The organism is Caldimonas thermodepolymerans, assembly GCF_015476235.1.
GTDB lineage: Bacteria > Pseudomonadota > Gammaproteobacteria > Burkholderiales > Burkholderiaceae_C > Caldimonas > Caldimonas thermodepolymerans.
The window spans coordinates 1,593,979-1,609,143 of sequence record NZ_CP064338.1 but is presented as its reverse complement, the minus strand read 5'-3'; the positions used below and the strand labels follow the sequence as shown (position 1 = coordinate 1,609,143).

Genomic DNA, 15,165 nt, shown 5'->3' with positions numbered 1-15,165 from the left:
TCGCCCCGGGATTCCTTCTCCGCGGGAAACGATGATCGAGCACCACGAACTCCTGCTGGTCGTGCAGGCGGCCGAACAGGGCAGCCTGGCCGCGGCCGCCCGCGCGCTGGACCTGGAGCCGCCGGCCGTCACCAAGCGGCTCGCCGCGCTGGAATCGCGGCTGGGCGTGCGCCTGTTCCACCGCACCACGCGGCGCCTGGCACTGACCGACGAGGGCGAGCTGTTCTGCGCGCGGGCGCGCGAGCTGCTGGCCGGGCTGGCGTCGCTGGAGTCGGAACTGCAGGATAGCGTCGGCGAGGCGCGCGGCACGGTCCGCCTGGCCTCCTCGTTCGGCTTCGGGCGGCGCTGGGTCGCACCCGCGCTGGCCGGGTTCCAGCGCGCCCACCCGCACGTGGAGATCCAGCTGCACCTGATGGAGCGCCTGCCCGACCTGGCCGCCGCCGGGTTCGACGCGGCGGTCTGGCTGTGGTCGCCGCGTCGCGCGAGCACGGTGACGCGCAAGCTGGCGTCGAACCGGCGCGTGCTGGTGGCCGCGCCCGCCTACGCGCAACGCCACGGCCTGCCGCGGACCCCGCAGGAACTGGCGCAGCACGCCTGCCTGGTGGTCCGCGAGGACGAGGCGAAGTCCACCGCCTGGAAGCTCGCCCCGGTGGACGGCCGGCGCGGCGGGCCGGTGACGGTGCAGGTGCACGGGGCGCTGTCGACCAACAGCGGCGAGGTGGCGCGCGACTGGGCGCTGGCCGGCCACGGCATCATGCTGCGCTCGCTGTGGGACGTGCACGCCCTGCTCGCCGAGGGCCGGCTGGTGCACGTGCTGCCCGAGTACGCGATGCTGGATGCCGACGTGCACTGGGTGCTGCCGCCGCGCCGCCCGGGCAGCGCGGTGCCCTTGCGGCTGCGCCTGCTGCAGGAGCACCTGGCCCGGCACCTGGCCGACCCGCCCTGGCTGCAACCGCTGCCGGGCACGGCCACCGAGGGCGTCAGCCGGCGCGCTGGCCCGGCGAGCGCACGACCAACCCCACCCCGCAGGCGGTGAGCGCCATCCCGGCCAGCGTGGACCAGCCCAGCGGCTCGTCGAACAGCACCCAGGCCATCACCGCGGTGCACGGCGGCACGAGGTACAGCAGGCTGGTCACCATGGTCGCGGCGCCGCGCTGGATCAGGATGTAGAGCAGCGAGCTGCCGCCCAGCGTCAGGCCGAACACCGACCAGGCCAGCGCGCCGATGAAGTGCGGGTGCAGCTGGATCGGCTCGCTCTCGAGCAGCGCGAACGGCAACGACACCGCCAGCGCCGCGAGCAGCTGCACCGTGTTCGCGGTGCGCGCATCGCCGGTGCGCACGTGGCGCTTCTGGTACAGCGTACCCACCGTGATCGCGGCCAGCGCCAGCAGCGCGAGCGCGAAGTTGTGCAGGTTGAGCTCGCCGACGCCCAGCTTGCGCTGCACCACCAGCACCAGCCCCAGCAGGCCGAGCAGCAGCCCGGTCCACTGGCGGCGACTGACGCGGGCGTGGGTCGAGCCGGTCGCGTTGATCCACACCGCGGTCAGCACCGGCTGCAGGCCGACGATCAGCGCCACCGTGCCCGCCCCCATGCCGGCCTTGACCGCGGCCCACACGCCGCCGAGGTAGGTGCCGTGCATCAGCGCGCCGCTGACGGCCAGGTGCAGCCACTGCTCGCGGCCCTGCGGCCAGGGCGCGCGCGCGAGCCGGATCCAGACCAGGAAGCAGGCGATCGACAACCCGTAGCGCCAGCACAGGAACCCCAGGGGCGGCGCGTAGGGCATGCCGTAGCGCGCGACGATGAAGCCCGTGCTCCAGATCAGCACGAACACCCAGGGCATCACGCGCAGCAGGACGGACCGGTCGGCGGGCATGGCGCTGCTCGGTACGGGCCGCGGGGTTCAGCGCGACCGCGCGCGGATTTCGGGCAGCGCCTTGCGCAGGTAGTAGACCATCGACCAGATGGTCAGGATGCAGGCGATGTAGATCAGGCCGGTGCCCCAGATCTTGGTGTCGAGCACGCCGAACAGCAGCCCGTCGTAGAGCAGGAACGGGATCGCGACCATCTGGGTCATGGTCTTGGCCTTGCCCAGCAGGTGCACCGCCACGCTGCGCGACGCGCCGATCTGTGCCATCCACTCGCGCAGCGCCGAGATCGCGATCTCGCGGCCGATGATGACCAGCGCCACCAGCGCATTGACCCGGTCCAGCTGCACCAGGATCAGCAGCGACGCGCAGACGAGGAACTTGTCCGCCACCGGGTCGAGGAAGGCGCCGAACGACGAGGTCTGGTTGAGGCGGCGTGCCAGCCAGCCGTCGAGCCAGTCGGTGGCCGCGAACACGATGAACAGCACTGTCGCGATCAGGTTGCGCGTCGGCCCGTCGAGCTGGGGCAGGTAGTACACGCCCACGATCAGCGGGATGGCGACGATGCGCGCCCAGGTCAGCAACGTGGGAAGGTTGAAGAACATGGCGGCCATTGTGGCGCAAACCGGGCCCACCCCGCTGGCGCGCAGCCACGGCGCCGGCGGGCCAGGGCCGGGCGTTCAGTCGAGCGAACGGGGCTTGAACTTGCGGTCGTCGCGGAACAGGAAGGTCTCGGTGAACTTCCAGGGCTTGGGCAGGTGCGCGACGCTCGCGAACGGGCCGGCGCGGCGCACCGCGTCGATCGCCAGCTGGGTGGTGTCCCTGGCCTGGCGAGGGTGGCGCAGCACCTCGATGCGGCGCACGCTGCCGTTGGCGTTGAGCTCGATTTCCAGCACCGGGATCGCCAGCAGGACGTCCGGCGGCGCATCCAGGTACACCGCGTCGGCGTTGGCCGCCGCAATGCGCTGCCCGGCCTGCAACTTGTACTGCGTCCAGTTGCGCGCCGGCAGCTGGGGCGCCGGCGGCGCCGGCCGGGTCGCGGGCGGGGTTTCCGGCCGTCCGGCGGACGGCGCCGGCGTCGGGCCCTTCTGCGCACAGCCGCTCATGATCGCCGCGACCGCCGCGCCCAGCGTCGCCACGGCGGCAGGCAGGCGCCATGCCCGGCCGTTGCCACGTTGCTTGTCCATCTCGTGTCCCTCTTCCGCACGCGCGGGGCGCGTGCCGCTCACCTTGGTGGTTCAGTGCAATGCACGGTAGATCTCTTCGGCCAGCTCGCGGGAGATGCCGTCGACCGAGGCCAGGTCCTCGACGCCGGCGCTGCTCACGCCCTTGAGGCCGCCGAAGCGCTGCAGGAGTCTAGCCCGCTTCTTGGGGCCGACGCCCGGAATGTCCTCCAGCTTCGAGCCACCGGTGCGCACCGAGGCGCGCCGCGCACGCATCCCGGTGATCGCGAAGCGGTGCGCCTCGTCGCGGATCTGCGCGACCAGCATCAGCGCGGCCGAGTCCTTGCCGAGGTAGACCTTCTCGCGCCCGTCGGCGAACACCAGTTCCTCGAGGCCGACCTTGCGCCCCTCGCCCTTCTCGACGCCGACGATCAGGCCCAGGTCCAGGTCCAGCTCCTCGAACACCTCGCGCGCCACCGACACCTGCCCCTTGCCGCCGTCGACCAGCACCAGGTCCGGCAGGCGCGCCTCGCCCTGCTGCGCCGCCTCGGCGAGCTTGGCGTAGCGGCGCGTGAGCACCTGGCGCATCGCCGCGTAGTCGTCGCCGCCGGTCACGCCCTCGATGTTGTAGCGGCGGTACTGCGAGGGCTGCATCCGGTGCTGCTCGTAGACGACGCAGGAAGCCTGCGTCGCCTCGCCCGCGGTGTGGCTGACGTCGAAGCACTCGATGCGGAAGGCGTCGAGGTTCTCGACCGGCAGCTGCAGCGCCTCGACCAGCGCGCGGGTGCGCGCCTGCTGCGAGCCTTCCTCGGCCAGCAGCCGCGCCAGCGCCAGCTCGGCCCCCTTGACCGCCATCTCCAGCCAGGCACGGCGCTGCTCGCGCGGCTGGTGCACCGCGGTGATCTTCACGCCGCACTGCTGCGACAGCGCCTCCATCAGCGCCTTGTCGACCGGGTGGCTGAGCACCAGCAGCGGCGGCGCGCCGCCTTCGAGGTAGTGCTGGGCGATAAAGGCCTCCAGCACCTGCACCTCCACCGGCGCCTCGGGCGCGGTGTCTTCCTCCTCGGTCGGCAGCGCGGTGGCCTCCTCGACGTGTTTCGGGAAGTAGGCCCGGTCCCCCAGGTGCCGGCCGCCGCGCACCATCGCCAGGTTCACGCAGGCCCGGCCGCCCAGCACCTTGACGGCCAGCACGTCGGCGTCCTTGTCCGAGCCGGTGTCCACCGCCTGCTGGTGCAGCACGCGCGACAGCGCGCCAAGCTGGTTGCGGATCTCGGCCGCCTTCTCGAACTCCAGCTTCTCGGCGTGCGCCATCATCTGCGCCTGCAGCGCGTCCATCACCTCCTGCTGCTCGCCCTCCAGGAAGCGCACCGCGTTGTCGACGTCGCGCGCGTAGTCCTGCGCGCCGATCAGCCCGACGCACGGGCCCGAGCAGCGCTTGATCTGGTACAGCAGGCAGGGCCGCGTGCGGTTGCTGAACACGGTGTCCTCGCAGGTGCGCAGGCGGAACACCTTCTGCAGCAGCTGGATCGACTCCTTCACCGCCCAGGCGCTGGGGTACGGGCCGAAGTAGCGGTGCTTGCGGTCCACCGACCCGCGGTAGTAGGCCATGCGCGGGTACTCGTGCGAGGCGATCTTCAGGTACGGGTAGCTCTTGTCGTCACGGAAGAGGATGTTGTAGCGCGGGTTGAGCGTCTTGATCAGGTTGTTCTCGAGCAGCAGCGCCTCCGCCTCGGAGCGCACCACCGTGGTCTCCATGCGCGCGATCTTGGACACCATGTGGCCGATGCGCGTGCCGCCATGGTTCTTGTGGAAGTAGCTCGAGACCCGCTTCTTCAGGTTGCGCGCCTTGCCCACGTACAGGACGTTGCCCTGCGCATCGAAGTAGCGGTAGACGCCCGGCAGGCCCGGCAGCGCGGCCACTTCGGCGAGCAGCCGCTCGCGGGCCGGGTCGGCGGGAACGGACTCAACGGCATCGGTCATGGCGAAATTGTGCCGCGAGGCCGGCACACGCCGCCGCTGCACGACAATCGCCGCATGCGTTGGGACATCTTCTGCCGGGTCATCGACAACTACGGCGACATCGGCGTGTGCTGGCGGCTGGCGGCCGACCTGGGCGCGCGCGGCGAGCAGGTGCGGCTGTGGGCCGACGACCTTTCCGCCCTGGACTGGATGGCGCCGCACGGTGCGCCGGGTGTCGAGGTGCAGGCCTGGACCACGGCGACGCGCTTCCCGCCCCCGGGCGACGTGGTGATCGAGGCCTTCGGCTGCGAGCTGCCCGCCGAGGTCGTCGCCGGCATGGCCGCGCGCCAACCGCAGCCGGCCTGGATCAACCTCGAGTACCTGAGCGCCGAGGACTACGTCGAGCGCTGCCACGGCCTGCTGTCGCCGCAGTTCAGCGGCCCGGGCGCCGGACTGCGCAAGCACTTCTTCTACCCGGGCTTCACGCCGCGCACCGGCGGCCTGCTGCGCGAACCCGGGCTGATGGCCGAGCGGCCGGCCTTCGACGGTGACGCGTGGCTGGCGCAGCTGGGCTTCGCCCGCCAGCCCGGCGAGCGGGTCGCGAGCCTCTTCTGCTACCGCAACCCGGCGCTGCCGACGCTGCTCGCGCAGCTCGCGCAGGCGCCCACCCTGCTGCTGGTCACGCCGGGGCTGGCCGCGCAGCAGGTGGCCGAGGCATTGGGCCTGCCGGTGCAGCCGGGTCGCACGGCGGTCGCAGGGAACCTGCGCCTGGGCTGGCTGCCGCCGCTGCCGCAGACCGGCTTCGACCGGCTGCTGTGGGCCTGCGACCTGAACTTCGTGCGCGGCGAGGATTCCTTCGTGCGCGCGCAGTGGGCCGGGCAGCCCTTCGTCTGGCACATCTACCCGCAAGGCGACGCGGCACACGAGGTCAAGCTGGACGCCTTCCTGGACCGCTTCCTGGCCGACGCCGCCCCGGCGCTGGCCGCGCCGCTGCGGGCGCTGTGGCACGGCTGGAACGGCATGGCCCCGGCGCTGCCGGCCACCTGGCCGCCGGCCGACGCCTGGGCGGCACAGGTGCGCCGCTGGCGCGACGGACTGCTCGCACAACCCGACCTCGCGACGCAGTTGCTGCGGTTCGTCCGGCAAACCCGCTAGAATATAGGGCTTTGCGCGTTCTGGGTTTGTGCGGTTTCCGGGTCGGTGCGGAACCGAATGCAGGTGGCGCACACCCGTCGACTGTTGATGTCTTTCATCTTGCGCCGGTAGGACGCGCCACACTTTTTCCGTTACCACGGACTCGAACAGGTACCAGACACCCGCTAAAGGGACCGCTATGAAGCTTGCACAGGAAATTCGCGCCGGCAACGTGATCATGCAGGGCAAGGACCCGATGGTCGTTCTCAAGACCGAGTACAGCCGCGGGGGCCGCAACGCCGCGACCGTGCGCATGAAGCTCAAGAGCCTGTTGAGCAACTCGGGCACCGAAGTCGTCTTCAAGGCCGACGACAAGCTGGACCAGATCATCCTCGACAAGAAGGAGTGCACCTACTCCTACTTCGCCGACCCGATGTACGTGTTCATGGACAGCGAGTACAACCAGTACGAGGTCGAGGCCGAGAACATGGGCGACGCCATCCACTACCTGGAAGATGGCATGGAATGCGAGGTGGTCTTCTACGAAGGCAAGGCCATCTCGGTCGAGCTGCCCACCACCGTGGTGCGCGAGATCACCTGGACCGAACCCGCCGTCAAGGGCGACACCTCGGGCAAGGTGCTGAAGCCGGCCAAGATCGCCACCGGCTTCGAGATCCAGGTGCCGATCTTCGTCTCGCAAGGCGACAAGGTCGAAATCGACACCCGCACCCACGAGTACAAGAAGCGCGTCTGAGCGCCTTGTTCCCATGGACTGCAAGCGAAGGGCACCGACCGGTGCCCTTTTGCGTTTCTGAGCCGCGATGAAGAGCGCCCCCCTGCAACCGGCCGAGATCGGATTCACCCCCGAGGGCGTGCCCTGGTCGCCGCTGTTCGGCGACGTCTACCACACCGCCGCCGGCGCGCTGGCGCAGGCGCGGCACGTGTTCCTCGGCGGCAACGGGCTGCCGGGCCGCTGGCAGGGCCGCGAGCGCTTCACGGTGCTGGAGACCGGCTTCGGCCTGGGCAACAACTTCCTCGCCACCTGGGCTGCCTGGCGCGAGGATCCGCAGCGCTGCGAGCGCCTGTACTTCGTCTCGGTCGAGAAGCACCCCCTGCGGCGCCCCGACCTGGAACGCGTGCATGCCGGCCACGCCCTGCCCGAGCTGGCCCGCGCGCTGGTCGACGCCTGGCCACCGCTGGCGCCGGGCCTGCACACGCTCGGCTTCGACGACGGGCGCGTGACGCTGCTGCTGGCGCTGGGAGATGTGGCCGACTGGCTGCCCCAGCTGGCCGCCTCGGTCGACGCCTTCTACCTCGACGGCTTCGCCCCGGCGAAGAACGGGCAGATGTGGGCGCCCCAGGTGCTCAAGGCGCTGGGGCGGCTGGCCGCCCCGGGCGCGACGGCCGCCACCTGGAGCGCCGCGCGCGGCGTGCGCGACGGGCTGGCTGCCGCGGGCTTCGAGGTCGAGCGCGCCCCCGGCTTCGGTGGCAAGCGCGACATGACCGTGGCCCGCCATGCCCCGCGCTTCCGCGCCGAAGGCCCGCGCGGCTGGCAGCCGGCCGCAGCGGCGACCCGCGAGGCGGTGATCGTCGGCGCCGGCCTGGCCGGCTGCGCCGCGGCGCACGCGCTGGCCGCGCTCGGCTGGCACTGCGAGCTGGTCGACCGCCACCCGGCCCCGGCGCAGGAGGCATCGGGCAACCCGGGCGGGCTGTTCCACGGCATCGTCAACCCGCAGGACGGCGCGCACGCCCGCTTCAACCGCGCCGCCGCCCTGCACCTGGAACGCATGCTGAAGGCGCTGCGCGCGACACGGCCGCTGGCCGGCGGCTTCGACGGGCTGCTGCGCCTGCAGGCCCCCAGGCCCAGCGAGGACGCGGCGCTGCAGGCCATGCAGCAGGCCATCGCTGCGACCGGCCTGCCCCCCGAGTACGTGCGCGCGGTGGACATGGCCGAAGCCCGCGCGCTGAGCGGCCTGCCCCTGCCGGGCCCGGCCTGGTTCTACCCCGGCGGCGGCTGGCTGCGCCCGGGCGAGCTGGCGCGCGCCTGGATCGAGGACGAGCCGCGCATCCGCTGGCGCCCGGGCCTGGCGGTGCAGGCCCTGCGGCGCGCCGGCGAACGGTGGCAGCTGCTGGATGCGCACGGCCGGGTGCTGGCCCAGGCGCCGGTGGTGGTGCTGGCCAACGCGAACGACGCGGCCCTGCTGCTCGGGCTGCGCCACTGGCCGCTGGCGCCGGTGCGCGGGCAGACCACCTTCCTGCCGGCCGGCACGCCCGGACTGCGCGTGCCGCTGCGCCCGGTGGCCGGGGCCGGCTACCTGCTGCCGGCGCACGACGGCCAGGTGCTGTGCGGCGCGACCACGCTGCACCACGACCCCGACCCGGCGCTGCGCGAGGCCGACCACCTGCACAACCTGGCCCAGGTCGAGCGCCTGACCGGCAGCCGCCCGCATGTCGACGCCGCCACCCTGCCCGGCCGGGTCGGCTGGCGCTGCGTGGCCGACGACCGCCTGCCCGTGCTGGGCGGGGTGCCGGACGAAAGCGCGCTGCAGCAGCCCGGCGAGCGACTCGACCACCCGCGCTTCGTGCCGCGGGTGCCCGGGCTGTACGTCTACACAGGCCTGGGCTCGCGCGGCATCACCTGGTCGGCGCTCGCCGCGCAGGTGCTGGCCGCGGGCATCGACGGCGCGCCCTGCCCGCTCGAGGCCGACCTGCGCGAGGCGCTCGACGCGGCGCGCTTCGTCAGCCGCGCGGTGCGGCGTCCGGCGCCGCCGGGCTGAGCGACGGCGCCTCCAGGTCGCGGCGCAGCCCGCCGATGCGCGAGGCACCCACGCCGATCAGCGCCGTGGCCGCCCAGAACAGCGGGGCCGCGCCGATCGCCGCCCCGGCCGCGCCGAACAGCATCGGCATCACCGACGCCGAGGCATGGATCGTCAGGCTGCGCAGCCCGAGCGCCTGGCCCTGGCGGTCGTGCGGCGTGACCTGGTGCAGCGTGGCCATCACCATCGGCTGCACCGCGCCGAGCGAGGTGCCCAGCAGCACCGAGCACAGGCCCATGGTCCAGGCGTCCACCGACAGGGGGTACAGCGCGAACACCAGCGCCGAGGCGGCCATCGCCCCCAGCAGCACCTGCCACTCCTTCACGCGGTGGGCGACCAGCGGGATCAGCAGCCGCACCCCGACCGACGCCACCGCGAACGCACCCAGGATGGAGCCGATCGCCGAGGCGCTCAGCGCCCGCTCGTGCCCGAGGATGGGCACGACGAAGGCGTGCACGTCCCAGCAGGTGGACATGGTCCAGTTGACCACCAGCAGGCGCCGCAGCGGCGCGTGGCGCAGCAGGTCCAGGGCCGACAGCGTCGAGCGCCGCCCGCCCGCGGCCGGGGTCACCGGCTCGCGCGGCACCTGGCGCGCCCACCACAGCGTCAGCAGCGGCAGCAGGGCGAGGAACGCGAACGCCGCGCGGAAGCCCGCCGCGTCGATCAGCACGCCCGCGGCCAGCGGGCCGAAGAAGTTGGAGAACGCCGGCCCGAGCGCGAGCCAGCTGAAGATGCGCTTGAGCTGCGTCGGGTCCGAGGCGCTGCGCCCGGCAGTGCGCTGGATCGACAGCCCGCCCAGCGTGGTGCCGCCGCCGGTCAGCACCGCCGCGACGCACAGCGCGAGGTAGTGCTGGAACACCAGCGCCAGCAGCGCACCCGACACCACCATCGCGACCCCGATCGCCACCGGGCGGTGGTAGCCATGGCGGTCGGCCAGGCGCCCGGCGCTCAGCGCCACGCACGCCGGCCCGAGCCCGAACAGTGCCAGCAGGATGCCGACGGCCCAGGTGGAATGGCCCTGGTTCAGGGCCAGCAGCGGAGCGGCCATGCGCGTGCCCGCCATGCATGCATGGAGGCACACCTGACCGCCGATCAGCGCGACCAGCGGCCGGGAGATCATGATCCGTCGCGCTCCTCTCCCGCCGCGTCATGCGGCAGCAGCCCGGCCGCATCGGCCTCGGGCAGCGCCTCGACGGTCTTGAGCGCGCGTGTCATCTGGCGCGTGCGCACCTCGGCCTTGTCGAGCGTGTTGAGCACGGTCTGGGTCTGGTCGCGCACCTTCGCGAGCACCTCGCCGAACTTGGCGAACTCGGTCTTGACCGCGCCCAGCACCTTCCACACCTCGGACGAGCGGCGCTCCAGCGCCAGCGTGCGGAAGCCCATCTGCAGGCTGTTGAGCATGGCCAGCAGCGTGGTCGGGCCGGCCAGCGTCACGCGGTGCTCGCGCTGCAGCGCCTCGACCAGGCCCGGGCGGCGCAGCAGCTCGGCGTACAGGCCTTCGGTGGGCACGAACAGCACCGCGAAATCGGTGGTGTGCGGCGGCGCGAGGTACTTGGCGCTGATCGTGCGCGCCTCGTCGCGGATGCGCTGCTCCAGCGCCCTGGCCGCGGCCTCGGCCCCCTCGCGGTCGGCGCGTTCCTGCGCGTCGAGCAGGCGCTCGTAGTCCTCGCGCGGGAACTTCGCGTCCAACGGCAGCCACATCGGCGCGCCGTCGTCGCCGCGCCCGGGCAGGCGGATCGCGAACTCGACCCGCTCGCGGCTGCCCGGCACGGTCGCGACGTTGACCGCATACTGCTCGGGCGTGAACACCTGCTCGAGCAGTGCCGCGAGCTGCATCTCGCCGAACACGCCGCGCGTCTTCACGTTGGTCAGCACGCGCTTGAGGTCGCCCACACCCTGCGCCAGCGTCTGCATCTCGCCCAGGCCGCGGTGCACCTGCTCGAGCCGCTCGGCCACCTGCTTGAAGCTCTCGCCCAAGCGCTGCTCGAGCGTGGCGTGCAGCTTCTCGTCCACCGTCTGGCGCATCTGCTCGAGCTTCCTCTCGTTGTCCGCGGCCAGCGCGGCGAGCCGCTGCTCGACCGTGTTGCGCACCTCCAGCAGGCGCCGCTCGTTGGCCTCGGACAGCGCGCGCAGCTGCTCGCCCTGCGCATCGGCGAAGCGCTTGAGCGCCGCCTCCTGCGCCTCGCGCGCGGCATGCGCCTGCGCGGTCAGCGCCGAGGTGGTCTCGCGCAGGGTGTCGGCGACCATCTGCTGCATGGTCGCGAGCTGGATGCGGAAGCTGTCGATCTGCTCGTTCTGGGTGCGGGCCACGTCGCCCTGCTGGGTCAGCAGCGTCTGCTGCAGGTGCGCCAGCGTGCCGCCCAGCTCCTGGCGCGTGGCCACGCTGGTGCGGCCCAGCTCGTCGCGGAACTCGCGCTCCAGGCGCCCGAGCGCGTCGGCCTGGCCGTGCACCAGGCGCTGCAGGTCGTCGATGCTGGCCGGCCGCGCGCGCTCGCGCAGGCGCAGCAGCAGCCACAACAGCAGAATCAGATTGGCCGCGCCCAGCGCGGCCAGCCAATGCTCGATCGTCATGCCCCGGATTGTCGCAGGGCGCCGCGATCGGCGCTCAGCGGCGGGCCAGCACCTCGGGGTTGACCGGCGTCGGCGGGTGACCGGCCTGGGGCCCGCAGCCGAGCCCGGCGATCAGGTTGTCGGCCGCGAGGTTGGCCATCGCCAGCCGCGTCGCGACGGTGGCGCTGGCGATGTGCGGCGTCAGCACCACGTTGGGCACGTCCAGCAGGCCGGGATGCACCTGCGGCTCGCCTTCGAAGACGTCCAGCCCGGCCGCGCTGATGCGCCGCTCGCGCAGCGCCTCGGCCAGCGCGGCGTCGTCGACGATGCCCCCGCGCGCGATGTTGACCAGCGTGGCGGTCGGCTTCATCAGCGCCAGTTCGGCCGCGCCGATCGCATGGTGGCTCTGCGGGGAGTACGGCAGCACCAGGATCAGGTGGTCCGACTCGCGCAGCAGCTCCTCCTTGCCGACGTAACGCGCGTTCAACGCCGCCTCGATCTCGGGCGCCAGGCGCCGGCGGTTGTGGTAGATCACGCGCATGCCGAAGCCGTGCGCGGCGCGGCGCGCGATGGCCTGCCCGATGCGCCCCATGCCCAGCACGCCGAGCGTCGCGCCGTGCACATCGCGACCCATCAGCATGTCGTACGACCAGCTGCTCCACTGCCCGCTGCGCAGGAAGCGTTCGCCCTCGGTCACGCGCCGGGCGGTGGCCAGCAGCAGCGCCATGCCGAAGTCGGCGGTGGTCTCGGTCAGCACGTCGGGCGTGTTGGTGCACAGCACGCCGCGCGCGGTGCAGGCCGCCACGTCGATGTGGTTGTAGCCCACCGCCATGTTGGCCACCACCTTGAGCTCGGGGCAGGCATCCAGCAGCGCCGCGTCGATCCGGTTGGTCGGCGTCAGGTACACGCCCTGCTTGCCCTGCAGCCGGGCGATGAACTCCTCGGGCGTCCAGGTCCGGTCCTCCTCGTTGACCTCGACGTCGAAGTACTGCCGCAGGCGCTCGATCACCTCCGGGAACACCTTGCGGGCCACCAGGACTGAGGGTTTCATGCCGGACCTCCTTGCGCGTCTCAGCGCAGCCAGATCAACGTGGTGATGACGAACAGCGGCATCAGGATGCCCACCGACCACAGCATGTAGCCGAAGAAGCTCGGCATGCGGATGTCGCGGTCCTCGGCGATCGCCTTGACCATCAGGTTCGGCGCGTTGCCGATGTAGGTCACCGCGCCCATGAACACCGCGCCGTCCGAGATGGCCACCAGCACCGGCGCCAGCGTGGTCATCAGCTCCTGCGGATCGCCGCCGGCCAGGTTGAAGAACACCAGATAGGTCGGGGCGTTGTCAAGGAAGGACGACAGCAGGCCCGTGGCCCAGAAGTACATCGCCGGGATGGGCTGGCCTTCGGACGAGGTGACCAGCTGCACCACCGGCGCGAACGGGCCGTCGAGGCCGGCCTTGAGCATCGCCAGCACGGGGATGATGGTCAGGAAGATGCCGGCGAACAGCTTGGCCACTTCGGCCATCGGCGCCCAGCCGAACTGGTTCTGCTCGCGCGCCGACTGCGGCGTGACGACCAGCGAGATGAAGGTGATCGCCACCAGCGCCACGTCGCGCACCACCTGGGGCAGGCCCACGTGCGTGCCCCAGATGTCGAACTCGATGCCCGGGTTCCAGATGCCGCTCATCAGCACCAGGCCGACGATGGCCAGCAGCAGCACGAAGTTCACCTTGCCCTCGATGCCGAAGGTCGGGCTGTCAGGCGTGGGGTCCTGCGGGATCACGCCCTCCTTCCGGTAGTACCAGGTGTCGAGCACGTAGAAGATCACCAGCAGTGCACCGACCAGGAACAGCGTCTCAGGGAGGATGTTCTGGAGCGTCCAGAAGAAGTCGACCCCTTTCAGGAAGCCGAGGAACAGCGGGGGATCCCCCAGCGGCGTCAGCGAGCCGCCGATGTTGGAGACGATGAAGATGAAGAAGATGATGACGTGCGCGACGTGCTTGCGGTTGTCGTTGGCACGGATCAGCGGACGGATCAGCAGCATCGACGCGCCGGTGGTGCCCATCACGCTGGCCAGGCACGCGCCGATGGCCATCAGGCCGGTGTTCAGCGCCGGGCTGCCGTGCAGGTTGCCGCGCACGAAGATGCCGCCGGCCACCGTGAACAGCGCGGTCAGCAGGATGATGAACGGGATGTACTCGGCCAGCATCGCGTGCACCAACCCGGCGGCCGCGGTCGACGGACCGAACGCGATCGCGAACGGGATCAGGAAGGCGAGCGCCCAGCCGGCGGCGATCTTGCCGTAGTGGTGGTGCCAGACGAACGGCGCCACCAGCGGCACGATCGCGATCGACAGCAGGATGCCGGCAAACGGCACGGCCCACCACACCGACAGCGTGGCGCCATCGATGTCGGCGGCCAGGGCCAGCCCCGGCGCGAGCAGGCCGGCGCACAACAGCGCCACATGACGCGGCAGGTGTCTGATCATCGTCTTCTCTTCTCTCGAATGATGGGTGGGTGGGCGACCGGACCGCATGCGCTCAGCCCTGCGTCCGGACGATCACGACATGCACCCGGTACGGGCCGTGGGCGCCCAGCACGATGGTCTGTTCGATGTCACCGGTGCGGGATGGGCCCGAGACGGTGTTGAAGCCGCGCGGGATCTCGCCCAGCTCGGTGCGCATGAGGTCGAAGGCGTCTTCCTGGTGGCTGACGATGCGACGCGCATCGAGCAGCACGATGTGCGTCTCGGGCAGCAGGTGGGCGGTGGCCCAGATGGACGGGCTGGTCGCGAACACCAGCGAGCCGGTCTCGGCCACGGCGCAGAAGCAGTCGGTGATGCTGACAAGGTCCTCGTCGCGCGGCGGGCGGTGCTCCACCGCGAGGCCCGCCTCCAGCCAGCGCAGGTGTTGCAGGTTGTCGTAGGCGACGGCCGCCGGGGGCAGCCCGTGTGCGGCGAGGTAGCGCGCCACCGCAGCCGGCGCCTCGTCCCACGTGGCGACTTCGTCCAGCGTGGTCTGCATGCGCTGGGCCATCTCGCGGAACCGTTCGATGGGTGCGGCGCCGAGCGCCGGCAAGGGACCGCGCGGATGCCTTTGCAGCCACTCGTCCGCTTCCCGTTCTTCCGCCGGCCGCTGGCCCTCGTCGCGGTGCTGCTGCCGCCGGATGCGCGCCAGGATGCGCTCGCGGGCGGGGGTGGTCTCCAGAGGTCTCCGCATGGCGGCGGATTATAGGAAGGGGTCCCTTACGCGGACCTTCACTGCCGAAAGCCCCGGCCTCAGGAAAATACCGATGGCCCGTTCAGCCGGATTGGCGTCCCAGCCGTGCACGGATGCGCGGCTCGTACTCGGCCCAGGCCGTGCCACTGCCACATGGCACGCCGGCCGCCTCCAGCCGCACCCGCAAGGACAGCAGGCGCCGCTGCGCGGCCAGGCGCGCCTCGCCCTCGGCATCGGCGGCCTCGCGTTCGGCTTCGCGCAGGGCCTTGAGCAGGCGCACCTCCTCGGGCACGTGGCCCGAGTTCTTCAGCACCCGCAGCGCAGCGCGCTGCTCCACCGGGACCAGGCGGTCGTCGTCCAGCTCGAGCGGCCGGCCTTCGCCCGGCAGGCCGGACAGCTCGCCGGCAGCCACGGCGCGCGCGATGCGCTCCTCGGCCACCCACTCGAGCGCGGACATCAC

14 protein-coding genes are annotated in these 15,165 nt (G+C 71.9%); 4 read left to right on the top strand and 10 right to left on the bottom strand.

Annotation, left to right across the window (positions count from 1 at the left end):
- The first annotated feature begins 31 nt into the window (after window positions 1–31).
- On the top strand, window positions 32–1,036 hold the full coding sequence (locus IS481_RS07570; protein ID WP_104356467.1) for a LysR substrate-binding domain-containing protein: 1,005 nt from the start codon (window positions 32–34) through the stop codon (window positions 1,034–1,036).
- Here IS481_RS07570 and IS481_RS07565 read toward each other — a convergent pair.
- The 4 genes from IS481_RS07565 to uvrC form a co-directional block, all read right to left on the bottom strand.
- Window positions 981–1,874, bottom strand: coding sequence for a DMT family transporter (locus tag IS481_RS07565; RefSeq protein WP_104356466.1), 894 nt, complete (start codon window positions 1,872–1,874; stop codon window positions 981–983). The genes IS481_RS07570 and IS481_RS07565 overlap by 56 nt on opposite strands.
- 27 nt (window positions 1,875–1,901) lie before the next feature.
- The gene (pgsA, locus tag IS481_RS07560) at window positions 1,902–2,471 is read right to left on the bottom strand and encodes a CDP-diacylglycerol--glycerol-3-phosphate 3-phosphatidyltransferase (RefSeq protein ID WP_104356630.1); all 570 of its coding nucleotides are present in this window, start codon (window positions 2,469–2,471) and stop codon (window positions 1,902–1,904) included.
- A 75-nt stretch (window positions 2,472–2,546) separates the two neighbouring features.
- On the bottom strand, window positions 2,547–3,053 hold the full coding sequence (locus IS481_RS07555) for a hypothetical protein (RefSeq protein WP_104356465.1): 507 nt from the start codon (window positions 3,051–3,053) through the stop codon (window positions 2,547–2,549).
- Between the two features lie 51 nt (window positions 3,054–3,104).
- On the bottom strand, window positions 3,105–5,009 hold the full coding sequence (gene uvrC, locus IS481_RS07550) for an excinuclease ABC subunit UvrC (protein ID WP_104356629.1): 1,905 nt from the start codon (window positions 5,007–5,009) through the stop codon (window positions 3,105–3,107).
- Window positions 5,010–5,063: 54 nt separating this feature from the next.
- On the opposite strand from uvrC, the gene earP reads away from it, so the two are divergent.
- The 3 genes from earP to mnmC all read left to right on the top strand — a co-directional run bounded on the left by earP (window position 5,064) and on the right by mnmC (window position 8,899).
- Window positions 5,064–6,143, top strand: coding sequence for an elongation factor P maturation arginine rhamnosyltransferase EarP (earP, locus tag IS481_RS07545; RefSeq protein ID WP_104356464.1), 1,080 nt, complete (start codon window positions 5,064–5,066; stop codon window positions 6,141–6,143).
- Between the two features lie 178 nt (window positions 6,144–6,321).
- Window positions 6,322–6,876 (top strand): elongation factor P, encoded by a 555-nt coding sequence (gene efp, locus IS481_RS07540; protein ID WP_104356463.1) that lies wholly within the window; start codon window positions 6,322–6,324, stop codon window positions 6,874–6,876.
- A gap of 67 nt (window positions 6,877–6,943) precedes the next feature.
- A complete protein-coding gene (gene mnmC / locus IS481_RS07535; RefSeq protein WP_104356462.1) occupies window positions 6,944–8,899 on the top strand; it encodes a bifunctional tRNA (5-methylaminomethyl-2-thiouridine)(34)-methyltransferase MnmC2/FAD-dependent 5-carboxymethylaminomethyl-2-thiouridine(34) oxidoreductase MnmC1 in 1,956 nt (651 codons plus the stop codon).
- Here the strand turns inward: mnmC and IS481_RS07530 are convergent.
- The 6 genes from IS481_RS07530 to IS481_RS07505 form a co-directional block, all read right to left on the bottom strand.
- Window positions 8,862–10,058 (bottom strand): MFS transporter, encoded by a 1,197-nt coding sequence (locus IS481_RS07530; protein ID WP_104356461.1) that lies wholly within the window; start codon window positions 10,056–10,058, stop codon window positions 8,862–8,864. The genes mnmC and IS481_RS07530 overlap by 38 nt on opposite strands.
- On the bottom strand, window positions 10,055–11,509 hold the full coding sequence (locus IS481_RS07525) for a DNA recombination protein RmuC (protein ID WP_104356460.1): 1,455 nt from the start codon (window positions 11,507–11,509) through the stop codon (window positions 10,055–10,057). Before IS481_RS07525 ends, IS481_RS07530 begins: the two co-directional genes overlap by 4 nt.
- A gap of 34 nt (window positions 11,510–11,543) precedes the next feature.
- The gene (locus tag IS481_RS07520) at window positions 11,544–12,539 is read right to left on the bottom strand and encodes a 2-hydroxyacid dehydrogenase (RefSeq protein ID WP_104356459.1); all 996 of its coding nucleotides are present in this window, start codon (window positions 12,537–12,539) and stop codon (window positions 11,544–11,546) included.
- A gap of 20 nt (window positions 12,540–12,559) precedes the next feature.
- On the bottom strand, window positions 12,560–13,975 hold the full coding sequence (locus tag IS481_RS07515) for a sodium:proton antiporter (protein WP_104356458.1): 1,416 nt from the start codon (window positions 13,973–13,975) through the stop codon (window positions 12,560–12,562).
- A gap of 52 nt (window positions 13,976–14,027) precedes the next feature.
- Entirely contained in the window at window positions 14,028–14,693 is a 666-nt protein-coding gene (locus IS481_RS07510; RefSeq protein ID WP_104356628.1) for a LutC/YkgG family protein, read from the bottom strand.
- A 94-nt stretch (window positions 14,694–14,787) separates the two neighbouring features.
- Entirely contained in the window at window positions 14,788–15,162 is a 375-nt protein-coding gene (locus IS481_RS07505) for a DnaJ family domain-containing protein (RefSeq protein ID WP_198425461.1), read from the bottom strand.
- Window positions 15,163–15,165: the final 3 nt, after the last annotated feature.

Coding starts and splice junctions, on each gene's coding strand:
- IS481_RS07525 (WP_104356460.1), bottom strand. CDS start 11,509: ATGACGATCGAGCATTGGCTGGCCGCGCTGGGCGCGGCCAATCTGATT.
- IS481_RS07505 (WP_198425461.1), bottom strand. CDS start 15,162: ATGTCCGCGCTCGAGTGGGTGGCCGAGGAGCGCATCGCGCGCGCCGTG.
- efp (WP_104356463.1), top strand. CDS start 6,322: ATGAAGCTTGCACAGGAAATTCGCGCCGGCAACGTGATCATGCAGGGC.
- pgsA (WP_104356630.1), bottom strand. CDS start 2,471: ATGTTCTTCAACCTTCCCACGTTGCTGACCTGGGCGCGCATCGTCGCC.
- uvrC (WP_104356629.1), bottom strand. CDS start 5,009: ATGACCGATGCCGTTGAGTCCGTTCCCGCCGACCCGGCCCGCGAGCGG.
- earP (WP_104356464.1), top strand. CDS start 5,064: ATGCGTTGGGACATCTTCTGCCGGGTCATCGACAACTACGGCGACATC.
- IS481_RS07515 (WP_104356458.1), bottom strand. CDS start 13,975: ATGATCAGACACCTGCCGCGTCATGTGGCGCTGTTGTGCGCCGGCCTG.
- IS481_RS07565 (WP_104356466.1), bottom strand. CDS start 1,874: ATGCCCGCCGACCGGTCCGTCCTGCTGCGCGTGATGCCCTGGGTGTTC.
- IS481_RS07520 (WP_104356459.1), bottom strand. CDS start 12,539: ATGAAACCCTCAGTCCTGGTGGCCCGCAAGGTGTTCCCGGAGGTGATC.
- IS481_RS07555 (WP_104356465.1), bottom strand. CDS start 3,053: ATGGACAAGCAACGTGGCAACGGCCGGGCATGGCGCCTGCCTGCCGCC.
- mnmC (WP_104356462.1), top strand. CDS start 6,944: ATGAAGAGCGCCCCCCTGCAACCGGCCGAGATCGGATTCACCCCCGAG.
- IS481_RS07530 (WP_104356461.1), bottom strand. CDS start 10,058: ATGATCTCCCGGCCGCTGGTCGCGCTGATCGGCGGTCAGGTGTGCCTC.
- IS481_RS07570 (WP_104356467.1), top strand. CDS start 32: ATGATCGAGCACCACGAACTCCTGCTGGTCGTGCAGGCGGCCGAACAG.